General features: G+C 35.1%; 19 protein-coding genes. 11 read left to right on the forward strand and 8 right to left on the reverse strand.

The window, feature by feature from the left end:
• The first annotated feature begins 3 nt into the window (after positions 1-3).
• Together rseP and J7K39_05935 are read left to right on the forward strand one after the other, a co-directional pair.
• Entirely contained in the window at positions 4-1,341 is a 1,338-nt protein-coding gene (gene rseP, locus J7K39_05930) for an RIP metalloprotease RseP (GenBank protein MCD6179425.1), read from the forward strand.
• Between the two features lie 5 nt (positions 1,342-1,346).
• Entirely contained in the window at positions 1,347-2,147 is an 801-nt protein-coding gene (locus J7K39_05935) for a UDP-2,3-diacylglucosamine diphosphatase (protein ID MCD6179426.1), read from the forward strand.
• On the opposite strand, the gene trxA is transcribed toward J7K39_05935, so the two are convergent.
• Genes trxA through recQ form a run of 4 tightly spaced genes read right to left on the reverse strand, consistent with a single transcriptional unit; the run spans position 2,144 to position 5,883 of the window.
• Complete coding sequence (trxA, locus tag J7K39_05940; GenBank protein MCD6179427.1) at positions 2,144-2,440, reverse strand: thioredoxin; 297 nt, start codon at positions 2,438-2,440, stop codon at positions 2,144-2,146. The genes J7K39_05935 and trxA overlap by 4 nt on opposite strands.
• Before the next feature lie 6 nt (positions 2,441-2,446).
• Positions 2,447-3,154 (reverse strand): 16S rRNA (uracil(1498)-N(3))-methyltransferase, encoded by a 708-nt coding sequence (locus J7K39_05945; GenBank protein ID MCD6179428.1) that lies wholly within the window; start codon positions 3,152-3,154, stop codon positions 2,447-2,449.
• 5 nt (positions 3,155-3,159) lie between these two features.
• Positions 3,160-3,627: a DUF4296 domain-containing protein gene (locus tag J7K39_05950; GenBank protein ID MCD6179429.1), complete on the reverse strand. Its 468-nt coding sequence runs from the start codon at positions 3,625-3,627 to the stop codon at positions 3,160-3,162.
• Between the two features lie 57 nt (positions 3,628-3,684).
• Positions 3,685-5,883, reverse strand: a complete 2,199-nt coding sequence (gene recQ / locus J7K39_05955) for a DNA helicase RecQ (protein MCD6179430.1) — start codon at positions 5,881-5,883, stop codon at positions 3,685-3,687.
• A gap of 290 nt (positions 5,884-6,173) precedes the next feature.
• Here recQ and J7K39_05960 point away from each other — a divergent pair, with 290 nt between their 5' ends.
• Positions 6,174-7,187, forward strand: a complete 1,014-nt coding sequence (locus tag J7K39_05960) for a KpsF/GutQ family sugar-phosphate isomerase (protein MCD6179431.1) — start codon at positions 6,174-6,176, stop codon at positions 7,185-7,187.
• Positions 7,188-7,199: 12 nt separating this feature from the next.
• Positions 7,200-7,925: an LPS export ABC transporter ATP-binding protein gene (gene lptB, locus J7K39_05965; protein ID MCD6179432.1), complete on the forward strand. Its 726-nt coding sequence runs from the start codon at positions 7,200-7,202 to the stop codon at positions 7,923-7,925.
• Positions 7,926-7,967: 42 nt separating this feature from the next.
• On the opposite strand, the gene J7K39_05970 is transcribed toward lptB, so the two are convergent.
• A complete protein-coding gene (locus tag J7K39_05970) occupies positions 7,968-9,248 on the reverse strand; it encodes an MFS transporter (protein ID MCD6179433.1) in 1,281 nt (426 codons plus the stop codon).
• 156 nt (positions 9,249-9,404) lie between these two features.
• Between J7K39_05970 and J7K39_05975 the strand changes: the two genes are divergently transcribed.
• From J7K39_05975 to J7K39_06005, 7 genes are all read left to right on the forward strand, one after another.
• Positions 9,405-10,367, forward strand: a complete 963-nt coding sequence (locus J7K39_05975) for a Gfo/Idh/MocA family oxidoreductase (protein ID MCD6179434.1) — start codon at positions 9,405-9,407, stop codon at positions 10,365-10,367.
• Between the two features lie 7 nt (positions 10,368-10,374).
• A complete protein-coding gene (locus J7K39_05980; GenBank protein ID MCD6179435.1) occupies positions 10,375-10,890 on the forward strand; it encodes a UpxY family transcription antiterminator in 516 nt (171 codons plus the stop codon).
• Positions 10,891-10,922: 32 nt separating this feature from the next.
• Complete coding sequence (locus tag J7K39_05985) at positions 10,923-11,303, forward strand: thioesterase family protein (GenBank protein ID MCD6179436.1); 381 nt, start codon at positions 10,923-10,925, stop codon at positions 11,301-11,303.
• A 16-nt stretch (positions 11,304-11,319) separates the two neighbouring features.
• Positions 11,320-12,576 carry an insulinase family protein gene (locus J7K39_05990; GenBank protein ID MCD6179437.1) on the forward strand — a complete coding sequence of 419 codons (1,257 nt, stop codon included), beginning with the start codon at positions 11,320-11,322 and terminating at the stop codon, positions 12,574-12,576.
• A complete protein-coding gene (locus tag J7K39_05995) occupies positions 12,560-13,846 on the forward strand; it encodes an insulinase family protein (GenBank protein MCD6179438.1) in 1,287 nt (428 codons plus the stop codon). The genes J7K39_05990 and J7K39_05995 overlap by 17 nt, the downstream gene beginning before the upstream one ends.
• 126 nt (positions 13,847-13,972) lie before the next feature.
• Positions 13,973-15,253 carry a serine hydroxymethyltransferase gene (locus J7K39_06000; protein MCD6179439.1) on the forward strand — a complete coding sequence of 427 codons (1,281 nt, stop codon included), beginning with the start codon at positions 13,973-13,975 and terminating at the stop codon, positions 15,251-15,253.
• 146 nt (positions 15,254-15,399) lie between these two features.
• Positions 15,400-16,764: a M20/M25/M40 family metallo-hydrolase gene (locus J7K39_06005; GenBank protein MCD6179440.1), complete on the forward strand. Its 1,365-nt coding sequence runs from the start codon at positions 15,400-15,402 to the stop codon at positions 16,762-16,764.
• A gap of 133 nt (positions 16,765-16,897) precedes the next feature.
• Here the strand turns inward: J7K39_06005 and trxB are convergent, their stop codons facing one another.
• The 3 genes from trxB to J7K39_06020 all read right to left on the reverse strand — a co-directional run.
• Positions 16,898-17,851 carry a thioredoxin-disulfide reductase gene (gene trxB, locus J7K39_06010; protein MCD6179441.1) on the reverse strand — a complete coding sequence of 318 codons (954 nt, stop codon included), beginning with the start codon at positions 17,849-17,851 and terminating at the stop codon, positions 16,898-16,900.
• A gap of 126 nt (positions 17,852-17,977) precedes the next feature.
• Positions 17,978-18,667 carry a 4'-phosphopantetheinyl transferase superfamily protein gene (locus J7K39_06015; protein ID MCD6179442.1) on the reverse strand — a complete coding sequence of 230 codons (690 nt, stop codon included), beginning with the start codon at positions 18,665-18,667 and terminating at the stop codon, positions 17,978-17,980.
• Between the two features lie 85 nt (positions 18,668-18,752).
• A partial coding sequence (locus J7K39_06020; protein ID MCD6179443.1) for a hypothetical protein occupies positions 18,753-19,885 on the reverse strand: 1,133 nt, incomplete at its 5' end.

Here is a 19,885-nt window from a genome sequence, read left to right on the forward strand (position 1 = left end):
AATATGGATATATTAATAAAAATACTTCAATTACTACTTAGCCTCTCAATTTTAGTAGTCATACACGAATTTGGGCACTTTGCTGCCGCAAAATTTTTCAAAACTAAAGTAGAAAAGTTCTATTTATTTTTTGATCCTTGGTTTTCACTTTTTAAATTTAAAAAGGGGGAAACAGAATATGGAATTGGTTGGTTACCATTAGGTGGTTATGTTAAAATAGCCGGTATGATTGACGAATCTATGGATAAAGAACAAATGAGCCAAGAGCCTCAGCCTTGGGAATTTCGTTCAAAACCAGCTTGGCAAAGATTAATAATTATGCTTGGAGGTGTAATTATGAATGTTGTTTTAGCTATCGTCATTTATATTGTAATGATGGCTGCCTATGGAGAGCAATATCTTCCAACCTCATCTATAAAATACGGTATTCAAGTCGATTCTTTAGGAATGGAGATGGGCTTACAGACCGGAGATAAGATTTTAAGCATAGACGGAAATGAAGTGGATAACTTCATGAGAATTCCTGCTTATATCATTATGGAACAAGCTAAAACGATTCAGATTGATCGTAGCGGTAAATTTATTGATATACAAATTCCCGAAGGTTTTATTGCCAAATTAATAAAATCTGAAAATGCAGGATTTATACTACCCCGTATGCCTGTTAGAATTAATGGATTTGCAAAAAAATCAGCTGCTCATGAAGCGGGATTAGAAAAAAACGACTGGATTTTAGCTGCCAACGGTAAAGAAATTACTTATGTTGATCGTTTTTCCGATTTTTCTAATATTGTAAAATCACATGTCTCAGATACAATTAGCATATTGGTAGATAGAAATGGCGAGCAACTAACATATAGAGTAAATGTAAACGACAAAGGTTTAGTAGGAATAAGCGTTGGTGCAGATCCCGAAAACGACTTTGTTTGGACCAACCATAAGTATAGCATAATAGCAGCTATTCCTGCCGGATTTAAAAAAGCTAACGATGGTATTACCAACTACCTTAAACAACTTAAACTGCTTTTTGCTCCTGATGTACAAGCCTATAAATCGGTTGGCGGATTTATACGTATCGGAAGTATTTTCCCTGCAACTTGGGATTGGATTCGCTTTTGGGAATTGACAGCATTTTTATCTATTATGTTAGCCGTTTTAAATATTTTACCAATTCCGGCTTTAGATGGCGGACACGTCCTATTCCTAATTTACGAATTGATTGCAAGACGTGCCCCAAGTGATAAGTTCTTGGAATACGCTCAAATGGTAGGAATGTTTCTTTTATTTGCTCTGCTCATTTTAGCTAATGGTAATGATATATACCATTATTTTATAAAATAGTATCTTTGAATAAAAAAGACGTGAAGACGCCAATAACAAAAAGAGTTTACTTCTTTTCAGATGCTCATTTGGGCATCCCAGATCGTATTTCCAGCCTAAAGCGCGAACGTATATTGGTAAAATTTCTTGATAGCATTAAAAATGATGCTTTGGAAATTTATATAATGGGCGATTTATTCGATTTTTGGTTTGAATATAAAACAGCTATTCCGAAAGGATATGTTCGTTTATTAGGTAAATTGGCCGAAATAACTGATTCAGGAATCCCAATTTTCTTTTTTAGAGGCAATCACGATATTTGGGCTTTTGACTATTTGAAAGAAGAATTAAATATAAAGATTGAGCGCAAACCCCAAATTAAAGAAATATTAGGTAAGAGATTTTATCTTGCCCACGGAGATGGATTAGGAAAAGGCGATCATGGATATAAGTTTTTAAAAAAAGTATTTGAACTAAAGCTAAACCAATGGCTTTTTAGTTGGATACATCCCGATATAGGCTTACGGATGGGTTTGTTTTTTAGTCGCAGAAGCCGATATGCCAACGAAGCCCGTGGCGATAAAACAAAAAAAGAAAAGAAAAATAACCATATTGCCGAAACCAGACTTCCCTCTTTTGCAAAGGAATTATTATTAAAAGATGGAAGTATAGATTATTTCGTTATGGGTCATTACCACGTAAAAGAAAATATCGACTTAGGAAATAATTCCCGATTTATTTTTCTTGGCGACTGGATAAGTAGGTTTTCTTATGGAGAATTCGACGGTACTACCTTTGAATTAAAATCTTTTAATACGGAAGATTAAATATGCTGTTTTACCAACTGAATCAATTGATTAGCCTGAAGAACTCCTGCCTGTCTAAATAACTGATTTCCATTTCTATACAAAGCAATAGTAGGCACATTTCTGATTTGTAACTTTTGAGCGATAGCTTGATTCTTATCTACATCGATTTTCAAAATCTTAACATTATTTCCTAAAGTAGCTTTGACTTGCTTTAAAATAGGAGGCATCAGTTTACAAGGAGCGCACCATTCTGCAGAAAAATCTATTAAAACCGGCACGTCAGATTTTATTATTTCAAAAAAATTAGCCATTCTCTATCAGCTTTTGTTTATAAATGCAATACTATGACAAGCAACAATAGCAGCTGTTTCTGTTCTTAATCTGCTATCCGAAATCGAAACTAAATTTACAGCAGCATCTTTAGCTTGCTTTACTTCATTATCGCTAAAACCACCTTCCGGACCAATAAAAACCAAAATATCTTCTTTCGGTTTAACAAAATTATCTATTCTATTCTCTTTAGTAGCGTCACACCATGCCAAAAGCATTTTACTATCTCTATTTTCTTTCAATAAATCGCTAAATTTCCTTAAACCGTTAAGTTTAGGATGATATGCTTTTAAGGATTGCTTGACAGCAGCCGTAATAACTTTATTTAAACGATCTACCTTTATGGTATTTCTCTCCGAATGTTCGCATAGAATTGGTGTAATCTCATCTATCCCTATTTCTGTTGCCTTTTCTAAAAACCATTCAAAACGCGAAATATTTTTAGTGGGAGCAACCGCCATATGCAAACGATAATCTCGCTTGGCATATTTTTCTATCCGTTTTACAATCTTAAGATTACATCTTTTAGGATGATTATCAACAAGCTGAGCTTGTATCATCGTGCCTTTTCCATCAGTCAACCATACTTCATCGCCAATATTTAGCCGCAATACACGAACAGCATGCTTTGATTCCTCTTCATTCAACTGATAAAAATCGTCTTTCTCAATATCGGGAGTATAAAATAAATGCATGGATATTACTTTTTTATTTTCCGAACAACTTTTTTAAGACTATCTTTTAAAAACGTTTCCTCCACTTTACGAATAGAATCTTGACGAATGCTATCCAATTTCATTTCCAAACGAATTTCTAAATCTTTTGCCTTTATTTTATTAAGAATAATTATCGACTTATCATAAATAGAAGAAATTACTTCTTCATTTTTAGAGTAATAAGCTAAATTATCAAGAAAATCTTTTTGATTTATTTTATATTTTTCAAAAAGCAAAGGGTAATAAACATAAGCAGTATCGTTTTTACCACGTTTACTGTAAGGAATCTGGTCAAGATAAGCTTCTATAAGTTGAACCTCGCTAAGTATTTCAGCCATTTCTGCTTCTGCAATAAGCACATCCGGAACATTAACAGTTTCTTGTTTTTTCTCGGAACAAGACGATAAAAGAAAAACAATCCCTAATAATCCAATAAAACGGCGAATATTCATTTTAGTAAAATTTTAAGGACAAAGGTAGGTTTTTATAAGAAACTGAAATAAAAAATACTAATTTCCCACATCCGACATATACTTAATACGCATCAAGCGAATTTCTTCTTCAGAGAACTCGTCTTCGCCTAATTCTTCAAGTGCATCTTCCAAAGAATCTGATTCGGCTTCAGAAAAATATTCCAAAATATCCTCTTGATGATATTCATCTATAGTTTCGTTTATATAATACGTCAAATCCAGTTTGGTACCGGCAGACACTATATGTTCAATTTCGGTTATCAGATCTTCTACACTCAGATTTTTAGATCGTGCTATTACTTCTAAAGGTAATTTTTTGTCTATACTTTTAATTATAAACACTTTCATACCCGATTTATTCACAACTGATTTAACGACCATATCTACCGGACGTATAATCTCATTTTCTTCCACATAGTTTTTTATAAGACGAACAAATGGTTCTCCATATTTAGCCGCCTTTCCAACACCAACTCCCGAAATGCTTTTTAATTCTTCCAAGGTTGTCGGATACTGTATAGTCATATCTTCCAAAGATGGATCTTGAAAAATAACAAAGGGAGGCAAATTATTTTTTTTTGATATATCGCGACGCAAATCTTTTAACATATTAAATAACATAGCATCAAGCGCATCTGTTTTAACAGCACCTCTACCCGAGCTCCCATCATCAAGACCATCGTAATCATGATCTTTGGTAAGCATTATGGAGTATGGATTATCTAAAAATTTATAACCCGCCTCAGTAACCTTCAGCAAGCCGTAATTCTCAATATCTTTAGCTAACAGCCCACGTATAAGCACCTGACGGATAACGGCATGCCAATGTTTTGTATCATAATCCATACCTTGACCAAAAACATCTAATTTATCGTGTTTAGCATTTTTTATATCTGCATTTCTGTCTCCCACTAAAATATTCACAAGATATTCGCGCTTAAACAACTGCTTAACGGCCAATACGGACTCTATTACTAATTGTACATTTTCTTTCCCTTCAAATTGCTCTTTTGGGTTTAAACAATTATCGCAAGCACCACAGTTTTCTTTAGGATAACCCTCTCCAAAATAATGTAAAAGCTGACGATGTCTACAAACAGAAGATTCGGCATAGGAAATGGTTTCCTGTAATAACTGCTTTGCAATCTCCTGCTCGGCAACAGGCTTATTTTTCATAAACTTTTCCAGCTTCTCAATATCTTTATAGCTATAAAAAGTAATACAATTTCCCTCTCCATCATCACGTCCGGCACGTCCCGTTTCCTGATAATATCCTTCAATACTTTTGGGAATATCGTGATGAATTACAAAACGGATATCGGGTTTATCTATCCCCATTCCAAAAGCTATGGTAGCCACAATTACATCAACATCTTCCATCAGAAACATATCCTGATTTCTTTTCCGTGTAGATGCATCAAGACCGGCATGATACGGAAGAGCTTTTATGCCATTTACCTGTAGAGTTTCAGCAACTTCTTCTACTTTTTTACGACTAAGGCAGTAAACTATTCCGGATTTACCCGGCTGTGTTTTAATATATTTTATAATATCTTTATTAACGTCCTTTGTTTTAGGTCTTACTTCATAATATAAATTAGGGCGATCAAAAGAAGATTTATAAACTTCGGCATCTTCAATACCCAAATTCTTCAATATATCTTCCTGAACTTTTAATGTTGCAGTTGCAGTAAGAGCAATTATCGGAACATCATGTCCAATCGTATCAATTATAGGGCGTAAACGCCGATATTCAGGACGAAAATCGTGACCCCATTCCGAAATACAATGAGCTTCATCTATTGCATAAAAAGAAATGTCAATCTTTTTAAGAAATTCCGCATTTTCTTCTTTAGTTAAAGACTCTGGAGCAACATATAACAATTTAGTTTTTCCACTTAGCAAATCAGATCTAACCTTATTCATTTCCGTCTTAGATAAAGACGAGTTCATAACATGTGCAATACCCTCATCAGCACCAAAATTCCGGATAGCATCAACTTGGTTTTTCATTAATGCAATTAAAGGAGAAACAATTATAGCTGTTCCGGGATTACTCAGGGCAGGCAGTTGATAACACATTGATTTACCGCCACCCGTAGGCATAATAACGAATACATTTTTCCCTTCTATCAGACTTTCAATTATCTCTTCTTGATTCCCTTTAAAACTATCAAAACCAAAAATTTTTTTCAATAGTTCCGAAAGTGTATCCTTATCTTTTTTTAATGACATTTATTTTCTTTTTACTATAAAAAACCTTTTCCCCCATAATAAATAGATGTGCTTTTTAGTGGTCATTTATATCTTTTCAATAATTTGTTTGATAACAAATATAATAAAATAATTATCCAATTACAAGAAAGAAACATAAGGATGACGCAGCCCTAATTCCCTCAAAATGCGCGCGAAGGTACGAATTATTTTTTAAATTATCACTATTAATTTGCATCAAAAATTAAAGCTTGGAAATTCTAATTGTTTTTTCTCGAATTAGTGTTTTATCATTTTTTTTAAGCAGAAAAATGCCTGCTTCTAAAAAGAAATTATCTTTGTGTTACAAAACTTATATTTTGGATAAAAGTATCGACATAAAACAAATTGCTATCCGTACTATCTTAGAGGAGTCCTCTGCTATTAAGCAGCTTTCTTCCTTAATCGACCATCAGTTTGAACAAGCGGTAAATTGTATTGCCAAATCGAGCGGTAGGCTAATTATTACCGGTATTGGGAAAAGCGCCAATATTGCTAATAAAATAGTTTCTACATTAAATTCTACCGGAACCGCAGCCGTTTTTATGCATGCTGCGGATGCCATCCATGGCGATTTAGGGATTATTCGCAAAAACGACATAGTGCTTTGTATATCTAAAAGCGGCGAATCGCCGGAAATAAAAGTGCTAATTCCTCTTATAAAAGGATTTGGAAATACGCTTATTGCTATTTCGGGAAATACAGATTCGTTTTTAGCCAAACAAGCCGATTATGTTTTAAATGCCAGTGTTGAAAAAGAAGCCTGCCCAAATAATCTTGCTCCAACTTCCAGCACAACAGCACAATTGGTTTTAGGCGATGCTCTTGCTGTTTCTTTATTAGAGTTAAAAGGATTTACTACTGCTGATTTTGCAAAAATACATCCGGGAGGAGCTCTTGGAAAACAACTATATCTTCAGGCAAAAGATATAATTTCACAAAACGAAAAACCCGAAGTAGATATAAATGCTTCTATTCAAGAAGTTATTATTGAAATGACATCAAAAAGATTGGGAGCCACAGCAGTATTGAATACAGGAAAATTAGTCGGTATAATTACCGATGGCGATTTACGAAGAATGTTAAAAAACAATAGGCAAATTGATAGGCTTAATGCCGAACAAATTATGAGTAAAGACCCTAAACAAATTAATCCTGACACCTTATTAGTAGATGCTTTAAATTTAATGAGAAGCAATAATATTACTCAACTACCTGTATCAAAGGCAGGCAAATATTTGGGGATTTTACATTTACATGATATTCTAAAAGAAGGAATTTTATAAGCCAAAGCGAACATGCTATTAAGAACTGAAAATATCGTAAAAAAATACGGAAAAAGAACCGTTGTAAAAAACGTAAGTATAGATGTAAAACAAGGAGAGATAGTCGGTTTACTTGGTCCTAACGGCGCAGGTAAAACCACCTCTTTTTATATGATTGTAGGCTTGATTAAGCCAAATAACGGACGTGTTTTTTTAGATAATCAAGAGATTACCAAAGAGCCTATGTATAAAAGAGCTCAGTTAGGCATTGGTTATTTAGCGCAAGAAGCATCGGTATTCCGTAGTATGTCTGTAGAAGATAATATTAGTTCTGTTCTTGAATTTACTGAGCTTAACAAAACAGAGCGTACGGAAAAGCTAAACTCTTTACTCGACGAATTTGGATTACAGCATATCCGAAAAAGTAAAGGAATTCAACTTTCCGGAGGAGAAAGACGACGTACAGAAATTGCCAGAGCCTTGGCTACCGATCCTAAGTTTATCCTTCTCGACGAACCTTTTGCGGGAGTTGATCCTATTGCTGTAGAAGATATCCAAACTATTGTTTCCAAGTTAAAAGAAAAAAATATTGGAATTCTAATTACCGACCATAACGTCCATGAAACCTTAAAAATTACCGATCGTGCCTATTTACTCTTCGAAGGCTCTGTTCTTAAAGCAGGAACGGCAGAAGAACTTGCATCTGATCCACATGTACGTAAAGTTTATTTAGGAGAAAGTTTTGAACTCCGAAAATAAGCTGTATTGATATACTATTCTGTGCTTTATCACAAAAAAATATCAATCTCTTTTATACGACCAAATCATCAATAAAACAGCACTTAACAATAAAGCAATAGCTATTCCAAAAGAGACAGTATAACCAAATAACTCAAAAAATAGTATTCCAATTAAAGGTGCAAACAAAGCCCTAACGCCCGTTAAAGAAAGATGAACAGCTTGTAATTCTCCGGCTTCGGAATCCTTCCCAAAATAAGCAGAACCAATAAACCAAAGCAAAGACATAGTTGCAGCAAAAACACTTTGAAATAAAATATAAAACAGCAACATATAATAAATCTTGATATTTAATATTTCTATATGAGCCGGAAAATATTCCGTCAAAGCCAAAAAGAAAATAAACATCATCATAGAACCAAAAGTTATAGCGGCAAACTTACGCGGATCGATACGCCCCAACAACCTTCCAAAAAAAGGCAATAATAAAATAGCTATAATATTATAAGAGTTTTTGTAAAAAGCTATACTGGAATAATTCAAGCCCAAGGCTTTATCAAAATAAATAGTAATTACAGCTACTGTCGACATAAATGCAAAACCATAAAGCATAAAACCCATTTCAAAATGCAGATACGGCTTATTAGAAATCATTAAAGTCCACATATTTCGCCAAGAACTTCTGACCGATTGCAAAAAAGTTTTCTTGATTTCAACCTGCTCTATAGCTTGATAAGGAATCTTTGTTAAAAGATGTATCGACCCTATACCAAGAACCGCTATTATTGGAAAAACATAGGTATAAGCATAAGGATTCCAATCCAAAAGCATTCCATAAGCAAAGGTTACTATCAGCATTACAATTTTATTGATTGAGGTTGCAAAACTATACAGCTTACTAAAATTTTGATGACGATAAGATTTTTTCAAAAACAGATTAATATTTGGCAATACTACGGGCGCAGCCAAATAATACATAAAGAATATGGCTAAAAAAAACAGATGATAAATTCCGTTTGCTTGCACAGCCACATCACTTTTAGGAAAGAATAAAAGAAAAAATAAGGGCAAACGGCTAACTAAAGCAGTAATAATAAGTAATTTCTTCTTGTTTTTTATACGTCTTAGAAATTCGTTAATAAAAATTAAGCCTGTAAAAACAACTACACTAAATTGAAAAAGAACACCTAACTCAAAATTACTTCCATCTAAACTTTTAATAAAAACAAATTCGTTCAAGGCTAAAACACCTAAAACAAAACCCTCCAAAATACTATAAAACAAATGAATACGGAAAGTATTCTTTTCGATTAAATTCAGATGGTCTGTTTTATAAAACAACATGTTTCTCATTTATGCGCGCAAAGGTAATTTGTTTTTTGATGAAAAAACTAAATACATCCTCAATTAGAACTCAATTAAAAATCTATAATAAATCACGTTTGCATTCTACAAAATTGGCTTAACTTTGCTATATCTTTAAATATCTAAATTTCTATTATGCCCACTACTAAAAATTTTGCTCTGATTGGTGCTGCGGGATACATTGCTCCTCGTCATATGGCAGCTATTCAAGAAACCGGAAATAAGTTAGTTGCTGCTCTCGATAAATTTGACTGTGTTGGGATTATGGATCGTTTTTTTCCAAATGCCAATTTCTTTACCGAACCCGAACGTTTCGACAGACATTTAGATAAACTCAGAAGACTAAATCAAGGTCGCGATGTTGATTATGTCAGTATCTGCTCCCCAAATTATCTCCACGATTCTCATATCCGACTTGCACTTCGTAACCAAGCTCATGCAATTTGCGAAAAACCAATTGTATTAAATCCCTGGAATTTTGACGGATTAGAAGCTATCGAAAAAGAAACAAATAAAAATATCTATACTATCTTTCAACTACGCTTACATCCTTCGGTAATTGAGTTGAAGAAAAAAATCGAAAACGGACCAAAAGATAAGATTTACGATATTGATTTAAGCTATATTACCTCTCGTGGAAAATGGTATGATGTAAGTTGGAAAGGTGATATTTCTAAGTCAGGAGGAGTAACAACAAATATTGGCGTTCATTTCTTTGATATGCTTGCCTTTGTTTTTGGAAAGGTAAAGCACACAGAAGTCCATGTTTTACAACACAATAAAGCCGCCGGACTTTTAGAACTTGAACGGGCTCGAGTTCGTTGGTTTTTAAGTATTGACAGCAATGATATCCCTCCGGAAAGAAGAGCTCAAGGGCAAAGTACTTTTCGTTCTATTTTAATGGAAGGAGAAAATTTTGAATTTAGTGGTGGTTTTACCGACTTACACACTGTCAGTTACAGAGAAATTTTAGCTGGTAGAGGTTTCCGTATTCAAGAAGGTCGACAAAGTATTGAAACAGTTTATAATATCCGCAATAGCGAACCTATTGGATTAAAAGGAGATTACCACCCTATTCTTAAACATCTTCATTTATAAAACTATTTTGACCTTTCAAGCAACATATAATTGGTACGCCTTATATACTAAGTCGCGAGCAGAAAAAGCTGTTTTCGACAGGCTTATAGAACAAAATATCGAGGTTTATCTTCCACTTCAAAGAAAATTACGTCGTTGGAGCGATAGGAAAAAATGGGTGGAAGTACCCTATATTAATTCCTATGTTTTTGTTAATGTAAGTGAAAAAGAATATTATAATGTTCTGAATACACAAGGAGCTGTTCGCTATATTACCTTTGAAGGAAAAGCCGCTCCTATCCCCGATTGGCAAATTGAGGCAATGAAAAAAATTATCGATTCCGATCAGATGTTTCATTTCAGTAGTCAACGTTTCCGTAAAGGAGAAAAAATTTTAATCGAAGAAGGAGCATTAGCAGGCTATTCCGGAGAAGTTATCCACGATAGTGACGGAAAGAAAAAAATCTTAATTCGTATCGATCAAATTGGTTATTCTTTGGTTGTTGAAATGGATATTTTGGAAATAAAAAAGGTGAAATCTTAAACTAAAAATCCCCTACTTTTGTAGAAAAAAGTATGGAACTTCAAATTGGCTTAAAAGCCGAATTCGAAATTATTGTTAGTCCTAAAGATACCGCTGCCCAATACGGTTCAGGAAGCCTAAACGTTTTTGCCACACCGGCAATGATAGCACTGATGGAAAAAACAGCAATGCTTTGTATTTCCAAGCAGCTCAAAGAAGGTCAAAATAGTGTTGGTACGGAAATTAATGTAAAGCACATCAAAGCAACTCCCATTGGCGAAGCCGTTCTTTGTATTGCAAAACTTATTGAAATTGACCGCGCTAAATTAACTTTCAGCGTCGAAGCTTTTGATAATGAAGGGATTATTGGACTTGGAACCCATAAACGCTTTTTAATTGACGAAGAACAATTTATGGCTAAAGTTAGTCGCTAAAAACTAAAAAATACGAATGATCAATTATAAAAAATTCACACTCTCAAACGGATTAACATTATTAGTCCATAAAGATGAGTCGACACCCATAGTAGCCGTTAATATTTTGTATAAAGTTGGATCGAGAAATGAATCTCCCGATAAAACAGGATTTGCTCATTTGTTTGAGCATTTAATGTTTGGCGGATCTGTTAATATTCCTGATTATGATAAGCCTCTCGAAAAAGCCGGAGGCGAAAATAACGCCTTTACAAATAGCGATATCACAAACTATTATATTACGCTTCCAAAAGAAAATTTAGAAACGGCTTTTTGGTTAGAATCCGATCGTATGCTGAACCTTGCTTTTTCAGAAAAGAGCTTAGAAGTACAGCGACAGGTTGTTATTGAAGAGTTTAAACAATCTTATTTAAATCAGCCTTATGGCGATGTGTGGATGCTTTTAAAACCTTTAGCTTACAAACAACATTCTTATCAATGGAATACCATTGGGAAAGAAATTAAGCATATTGAAGATGCTAAAATGGAAGATGTAAAAGCTTTTTACAAAAAACATTATAATCCAAACAATGCTATTTTAGTTGTGGCAGGAAATGTTGAAGCCGATGAAATTTTAGCACTTACCAAAAAGTGGTTTGGAGACATTCCTTCAGGAGATTCTTTAAACAACGAATTGGTTCAAGAGCCCGAACAAAAAGAGGCGCGTTTTCAAGAAGTTTATCGCGATGTTCCTATTGATGCACTCTATAAAGTATTCCATATGGATAAACGCGGCAGCAAAGATTATTATTCGGCTGATTTACTTTCCGATGTTTTATCTAATGGAAATTCTTCACGACTTTACCGTAAGCTCATCAAAGAAGAGGGGATTTTCTCTGAATTGGATGCCTATATTACAGGTGATTTCGATCCTGGTCTTTTTGTTTTTAATGGTAAACCTGCCGAGGGTATTTCCTTAGAAGAAGCAGACAAAAGACTAACAAAAGAAATAGAACTGATAAAGAGCGAAACTGTTTCAGACTTTGAATTACAGAAAGTAAAAAACAAATTGGAAGCAAGTCGTACTTTTAGCGAAACCAGTATATTAAATAATGCTATTAATTTGGCTATCGCCGAAAGTTTAGGTGATGCTGATACTGTAAATTTAGAAGAGGAAATCTACAATAAAATTAGTGTAGATGAAATTCAGCAAATAGCACAAAAAATATTTCAAACAAAAAATTCTTCTACTTTGTATTACCGCTCAAATCAAAAAAATGATGCAACTAAATAGAATCGACTCCCCACAAATTCAAATAGTTAAAGAAATAACTTTGCCCACTATCGATAAATCAAATCTATCAAATGGCATTCCTGTTTTTTCCATCAATGCCGGAACACAGGAAGTTGTAAAAATACAATTAGTCTTTAAAGCCGGCACTTGGTTTCAGTCACAAGCTCTTGAAGCCTTTTTTACGGGACAAATGCTCAACGAAGGAAGCGAGAATTATACCGCAGTTGAAATTGCTGAAAAACTTGATAATTACGGTGCTTTTGTAAACAAAAAAATAAATAGGGATAATGCCTGCATAGATATTTTCACTCTCAACAAACACTTAAAGTCTGTTTTAACTTTAGTTGCGGATATGATAAAAAATCCACTATTTAGCAAAACGGAATTAAACCGTTTATGTGATCAGGAAAAACAAGAGTTTATTGTTCGCAACCAAAAGGTAACACATATTGCTCAAAAACAATTTACAGCTTTACTTTTTGGGAATAAGCATCCTTATGGAGCTTCAGCAAAGGTTGAAGATTACGATAAAATTACACCTTCGCTATTAAAAAACTTCCATCAAAATCACTACGGTAGTGGAAATTGCAAAATTTTTATCTCCGGAAAAATAAATGATTTAACAATAAATCTTGTTAATCAGTTTTTCGGTCAAGAACAATGGGGTGTAGATAAAACCGTTCCTATACCTGCTTTCACCGCTTCTTCAAGCTCAAACTTACACCACTTTACTCCCAAAGAAAATGTACTTCAATCGGCTATCAGAATGGGCAAAAGAACTATCGGAAGAAAGCATGCCGACTATTTTTCTCTAAGTGTAGTGTCAACATTATTTGGCGGCTATTTTGGTTCACGACTAATGAGCAATATCAGAGAAGACAAAGGCTATACCTACGGCATTTATGCAGGAGTAAGTCCAAAATTACACGACAGCTCGTTTACAATTAGTAGTGAAGTTGGTGCCGATGTGGCACAAAAAGCCTTAGATGAAATTCGTTTTGAGTTGAAACGATTAAGAACAGAAAAAGTCAAAGACGAAGAGCTAAGCTTAGTGAAAAATTATATGTCGGGGACTTTTTTACGCACATTAAACGGACCTTTTGCTTTGGGCGAAGTCATAAAATCTCTTTACGAATATAATCTGCCCGAAGATTTTTACCAACACTATTTAAATCAAATTCATAAAGTTAGTACTGATGATGTAAATACTATTGCTAATAAATATTTACACGAAGACGAAATGATAGAATTGGTTGTGGGGAGAAAGTAATTACATAAAGTAGAATTCTTTGATTTTGATTGCTTTATAGTAAGGGAATTCCTACTTTTGTCCTCCGCTTTTTTGAGTACTTTAAACGGTTGAAAAAGAATTTTAGAAACACAAAAAACATCCATTATGATACGAGATAAAGAAATATTTGACCTGATTAACAAAGAAAAAGATCGCCAAATGCACGGCATTGAGCTTATCGCTTCAGAGAATTTTGTAAGTGACGAAGTAATGCAAGCTATGGGTTCTGTTTTAACCAACAAATACGCAGAAGGCTATCCCGGAAAACGTTATTACGGAGGTTGCGAAGTAGTTGATCAAACCGAACAAATTGCTATTGACAGAGCTAAAGAATTATTTGCTTGCGACTATGCGAATGTTCAGCCACACTCTGGTGCTCAAGCAAATATGGCGGTAATGTTGGCCTGTTTAAATGCTGGCGATACCTTTATGGGTCTTGATCTTTCACACGGCGGACACCTTTCGCACGGCAGTGCTGTTAATTCTTCAGGGATTTTATATAATGCCATTTCTTATGAAGTAAAAGAAGAAACCGGTGAAGTAGATTATGATATGATGGAAGCTAAAGCTTTAGAAATGAAACCGAAGCTAATTATTGCAGGTGCTTCTGCTTATTCACGAGATTGGGATTATGAACGTATGCGCGAGATTGCAGATAAAATTGGAGCTATTCTTTTTGCCGACATTTCTCATCCTTCCGGATTAATTGCTAAAGGCCTTTTGAACGATCCAATTCCACATTGTCATATTGTTACAACAACTACTCATAAAACTCTACGCGGTCCACGTGGTGGTTTAATTCTAATGGGCGAAGACTTTGAAAATCCTTGGGGAAAGAAAACACCCAAAGGAGTAACCAAAATGATGTCTGCACTATTAAATTCAGCCGTATTTCCCGGCATTCAGGGCGGTCCTTTAGAGCATATTATTGCAGCTAAAGCAGTTGCTTTTGGCGAAGCTTTAACAGACAACTATATGGAATACATCCTTCAGGTACAAAGAAATGCTAAAGCGATGGCCGATGCTTTTATGGACAAAGGATATCATGTAATTTCTGATGGTACCGATAATCATTTAATGTTAATCGACCTACGTTCAAAATTCCCCGAGATTACAGGAAAAGTAGTGGAAAACACTTTGGTAAAAGCCGATATTACCGTAAATAAAAATATGGTTCCTTTTGATAGTCGTTCTCCATTCCAAACTTCCGGTTTGCGTGTGGGAACTCCCGCTATTACTACTCGCGGATTGAAAGAAGAGCAAATGCCAATCATTGTTGATTTAATTGATGAAGTAATTTCTAATGTTGAAAACGAAGATGTTCTTGTAAGCGTGAAAAAACGTGTTAATGAATTGATGAAAGATTTCCCATTGTTTAAGTGGTAAAATAAATAATAGTCAAGGTTTGACTCAAAGTCAAGCCCTGACTTATCATAATTAATGAGGGTTTGGCTAAGTCAAACCCTCATTTATTTTTATGGCAATATTCAAGAAAATGTCTAATTTTATCCACTAATCATTAAACCAAAACCATGAAAAACCTTTTTAAACTAGTACTACTCGTTATACTTCTACAAAATACAGCTCTTGCACAAGAAGAAAGTGCTGCAAGCATTAAAAAAATCTACGATAATGCTTTAACAACTGACTTGGCTTATAATCAGCTTGGGCTTTTATGTGAAAAAGCTCCCGGCAGATTGATTGGTACACCCAATTCTTTTATTGCCGTTGATCTAATGAAGAAATATTTGGAGGATTTGGGTGCAGATACTGTCTTTTTACAGCCTTTCTCCTCTCCTGCTTGGATTTGTCATTCGGCTTCAGCAACGATGAATATCGATGGCCAAGAAATTCCTTTGAATATTGATGCATTGGGGCCATCAGGCTCAACTCCCGAAAAAGGGATTAATGCTCAAATTATTGAGGTGATGAGCTTGGATGAAGTGCGTGAATTGGGTCGAGAGAAAATCGAAGGCAAAATTGTTTTCTATAACCGACCAATGAATGCGAGCTATTTCAATACTTTTCGTGCCTATGGAGAAGCTGTAGACCAACGTTATTGGGGACCTTCTGTAGCCCAAGAGTTTGGTGCAATTGGTTCTATTACACGTTCCGTTACTGGCAATTTAACAGATTTTCCACATACGGGAAGCTGCAAAATGGAAGGCGATAAAATTCCAGCCATAGCCATCTCAACCAATGATGCGGAGAAACTAAGTACAGCTTTAAAGAGCAATCCGCATTTAAAAGTAAATATTAAACTCTATGCAGAAGATATTATTACAAACACTTACAATCTTATTGCCGATTTAAAAGGAAGCGAAAAACCTGATGAATATATTGTGGTTGGCGGTCATCTTGATGCTTGGCACAATACGCAAGGCGCTCACGATGATGGTGTTGGATGTTTACAATCTACCGAAGTATTGCGTTTGTTTAAAGAGCTAGGATTAAAAAATAAAAGAAGCATTCGTGTTATTCTGTTTATGGATGAAGAATTATACCAATCGGGAGGAAAGGCCTATGCTGATTATACCAAAAAGAATAATATCAAGAATTATTTTGCAACGGAATCGGATGCCGGCGGATTTACACCTCGTTTTTTCACCATTGATGCAAATAAAGAAATTCTAGCCAAAATTCAGGAATACCAACATCTTCTTCAGCCCTATGGTCTTGAGAAAATTATTGCTGGCGGCGGCGGCGTGGATATTGGTCCGTTAAAGGCATTTGGTGTTCCGCTCTCTGGTTATCGCTCTGATTGGCAGCGCTATTTCGATATGCATCATTGCGCTAACGATACTTTTGAACATGTCAATCAAAGAGAAATGCAATTGGGAAGTGCTGCTATGACGAGTTTGATTTATTTAATTGATCAATTTGATTTGGCTGAGTAAAATCTACTGGTTCTCTATCAGGAGATTTCTCCTTCGCTACGTTCAGTCGAAATGAGCGAATACTTTTAAATTCGAGTCACAAAAAAAGGCCAGATTTCGCTGGCCTTCTCACAAATATATAAGTTCTTTCATCTTATTCGTTTTCGCCAATAAAGCGTTCTGATTCAATGGCTGCCATACAGCCTGAACCGGCAGCAGTAATTGCCTGACGATAGATAGTATCCTGAATATCACCAGCAGCAAAAACACCGGGAATATTTGTTCTGGTACTTCCGGGAACAGTTTTAATATAACCTGCCTCATCCAATTCAATTTGACCTTTAAATAAGTCACTGTTTGGCTTATGTCCAATCGCTACAAAGAAACCGGAAATATCAATTTTCTTTTCTTCATTAGTTTTATTGTTCAATAAAATAGCACCATTCACCGATTTGTTAAAGCCCATTTTTTCACCAACAATTTCTTTAGTATTATGATTCCATAATATCTCAATCTTAGGATTATTCATTACACGATGCTGCATTGCTTTAGAAGCACGCAATTCATCACGGCGAACAATCATATATACTTTATTACACATATTTGCTAAATATGATGCCTCTTCGCAAGCGGTATCTCCACCACCAACAACAGCTACATCCAATCCTTTGTAGAAAAAACCATCGCAAGTAGCACAAGCCGAAACACCTCCGCCATTATATTCTTTCTCTGAATCCAAGCCTAACCACATTGCAGAAGCACCAGTAGCAATAATTACTGTTTCTGCGACTATCGTTTTACCATCATCGGCTTTACAAGTAAACGGACGTTGTGAAAAATCAACTTCAGTAATCTCTCCCCAACGTACATCAGCACCAAAACGTTTGGCTTGACGTTGCATATCTTCCATCATTTTCGGGCCTTCAGCACCATCAGGATAACCCGGGAAATTATCTACTTCGGTAGTAATTGTTAGCTGTCCACCAGGTTGCATTCCTTGGTACATTACTGGATGTAAATCGGCTCTTGCCGCATAAATTGCTGCTGTATAACCGGCTGGACCGGAACCAATAATAAGGCTTTTTACATTTTCAACTGCTTCACTCATTATATATATTTTTTTGTTTTTTTATCTTTAGACTTGTGCTACTCAAAAATTATTCCAGATGAAATCATCGCTATTTAGACCTAATCTTTTGTCGTTTTTTATTAAAAACCTGACAGAATGGCGAAATTAAGAAAGCATTCTCATTAAAGAAGAAATACTCAGTTCTTCCATTTTCGGTTTTGTTATGTATTTGCTACATAGATTGCACGCATAATCAGGGTGGACTTTATAAGAGGTAAATTGATAACCCATATCTTCCGATGAATAGCGCAATCTGAAATCTGTATAGAATTTTTTAAAGGAAAATGAACTAAGCGACATACTTATTCCTTTTCCAATAGCTTTCATATAACTCTCTTTCAAAGTCCAAAGCTGATAAAAATATTCGATCTGCTCTTTTTCTACTGAAAAAGCAAATAAATCGTCTAATTCCTCTTGAGTAAAAAAACGCTTAGCAACTTTTAAGCGATTTCCTTTGTTTTTTTCGATATCGATACCAACAGAACAATCAGAAAAAGCAACTACCACATAATCACCCGAATGGGAAATATTAAAATGAGCTTTTGGATGATTTTTCAAAGCTGGTTTATCGTGCTCGTTATACTCAAATTCTAATTGAAAAGGATCTATTTTTAATTCTTTTGCATAAAATTGGCGCACGATTAAATTGCCTATCAAGCTTCGCTGTTTATCGGCCGAAAACCTGAATCCCTCAATCTTAGAAAGTAGAGATTGTGGTAATTTCGGTTTTGCTTTTTGATAAAAATCTTCAAATTCAACTTTATCAATTAAACGGTATGAAAACACTTGAAGCATAAGCAAATTTAATTATTTCGTTTAAGTAAAATAAAATTTCTCGCTAAGACGCAGAGACGCAAAGAATATAGTTTCTCATATAAATTTAGAAAATCTTTGGAAAACGCACTGGATTTACCTCGTGCATAATATTGTAAACCGCTTCAAAAACATCTTCGGCATTGGGATTAGAAAAATAATCGCCATCGGTACTGTAAGCCGCCCGATGATCTTTTGCCGTTAATGTTTTAGGCTCAGCATCCAAAGAGAAATAGCCTTTTTGTTCTTCCAAAACCTTTTGCATCATAAAAGCCGTTGCTCCACCGGGAACATCCTCATCAAAGAAAAGTACTTTATTGGTTTTATTTAAAGATCGGCCAATAATGCCAGAAGTATCAAAAGGCAATAAAGTCTGAACGTCTATCAATTCCACATCAATACCGTATTCGGTAAGTTGTTCCACGGCATCTTCTGCAATACGCACACAAGAGCCGTAAGTCACTAAACTAATATCTTTTCCTTCTTTTAGAATTTCCGGTTTTCCTAAAGGAACTCGAAACTCACCAAGATTGTCGGGCATTTGTTCTTTCAATCGGTAAGCATTTAAAGGTTCTATAACCAAGGCCGGCTCATCCGAAGCCAATAAAGTATTGTAAAAACCTGCGGCTTGCGTCATATCTCTTGGCACACAAACGTGCATTCCACGAATAGAATTGATAACCATACTCAAAGGGGAACCCGAATGCCAAATGCCTTCCAGACGATGACCGCGCGTACTGATAATTATTGGGGCTTTCTGCCCTCCTTTTGTGCGATAAAGCAAAGTAGCAATATCGTCGCTCATAACCTGTAAACCATAGAGCAAATAATCGAAATACTGAATCTCAGCTACTGGTCGAAAACCACGAATGGCCAATCCTAAACCTTGTCCAATAATAGTTGCTTCACGAATTCCCGTATCAAAAATTCGATTTTCACCATATTTATCTTGTAGTCCCTCATAAGTTTGATTAACGCCACCAATCTTTCCAACATCCTCTCCAAAACCAACAACCAAAGGATTATTCTTATAGATATGATCCCAATTATCACGCAAGATTTCACGACCGGGGACCCATTTAGAATCTTTGGAATATAGCGCTGGAACTTCTTGAATTAAAGTCGCAGCTTCATTGGTTTGACTGTATAAAAAAGAATTATAACGATAAGCATTCTCAGCCATTTGCTTTTCCAGCCAAA

The sequence above is a fragment of the Bacteroidales bacterium genome (assembly GCA_021157585.1).
In the GTDB taxonomy this organism is placed as follows: domain Bacteria; phylum Bacteroidota; class Bacteroidia; order Bacteroidales; family UBA12170; genus UBA12170.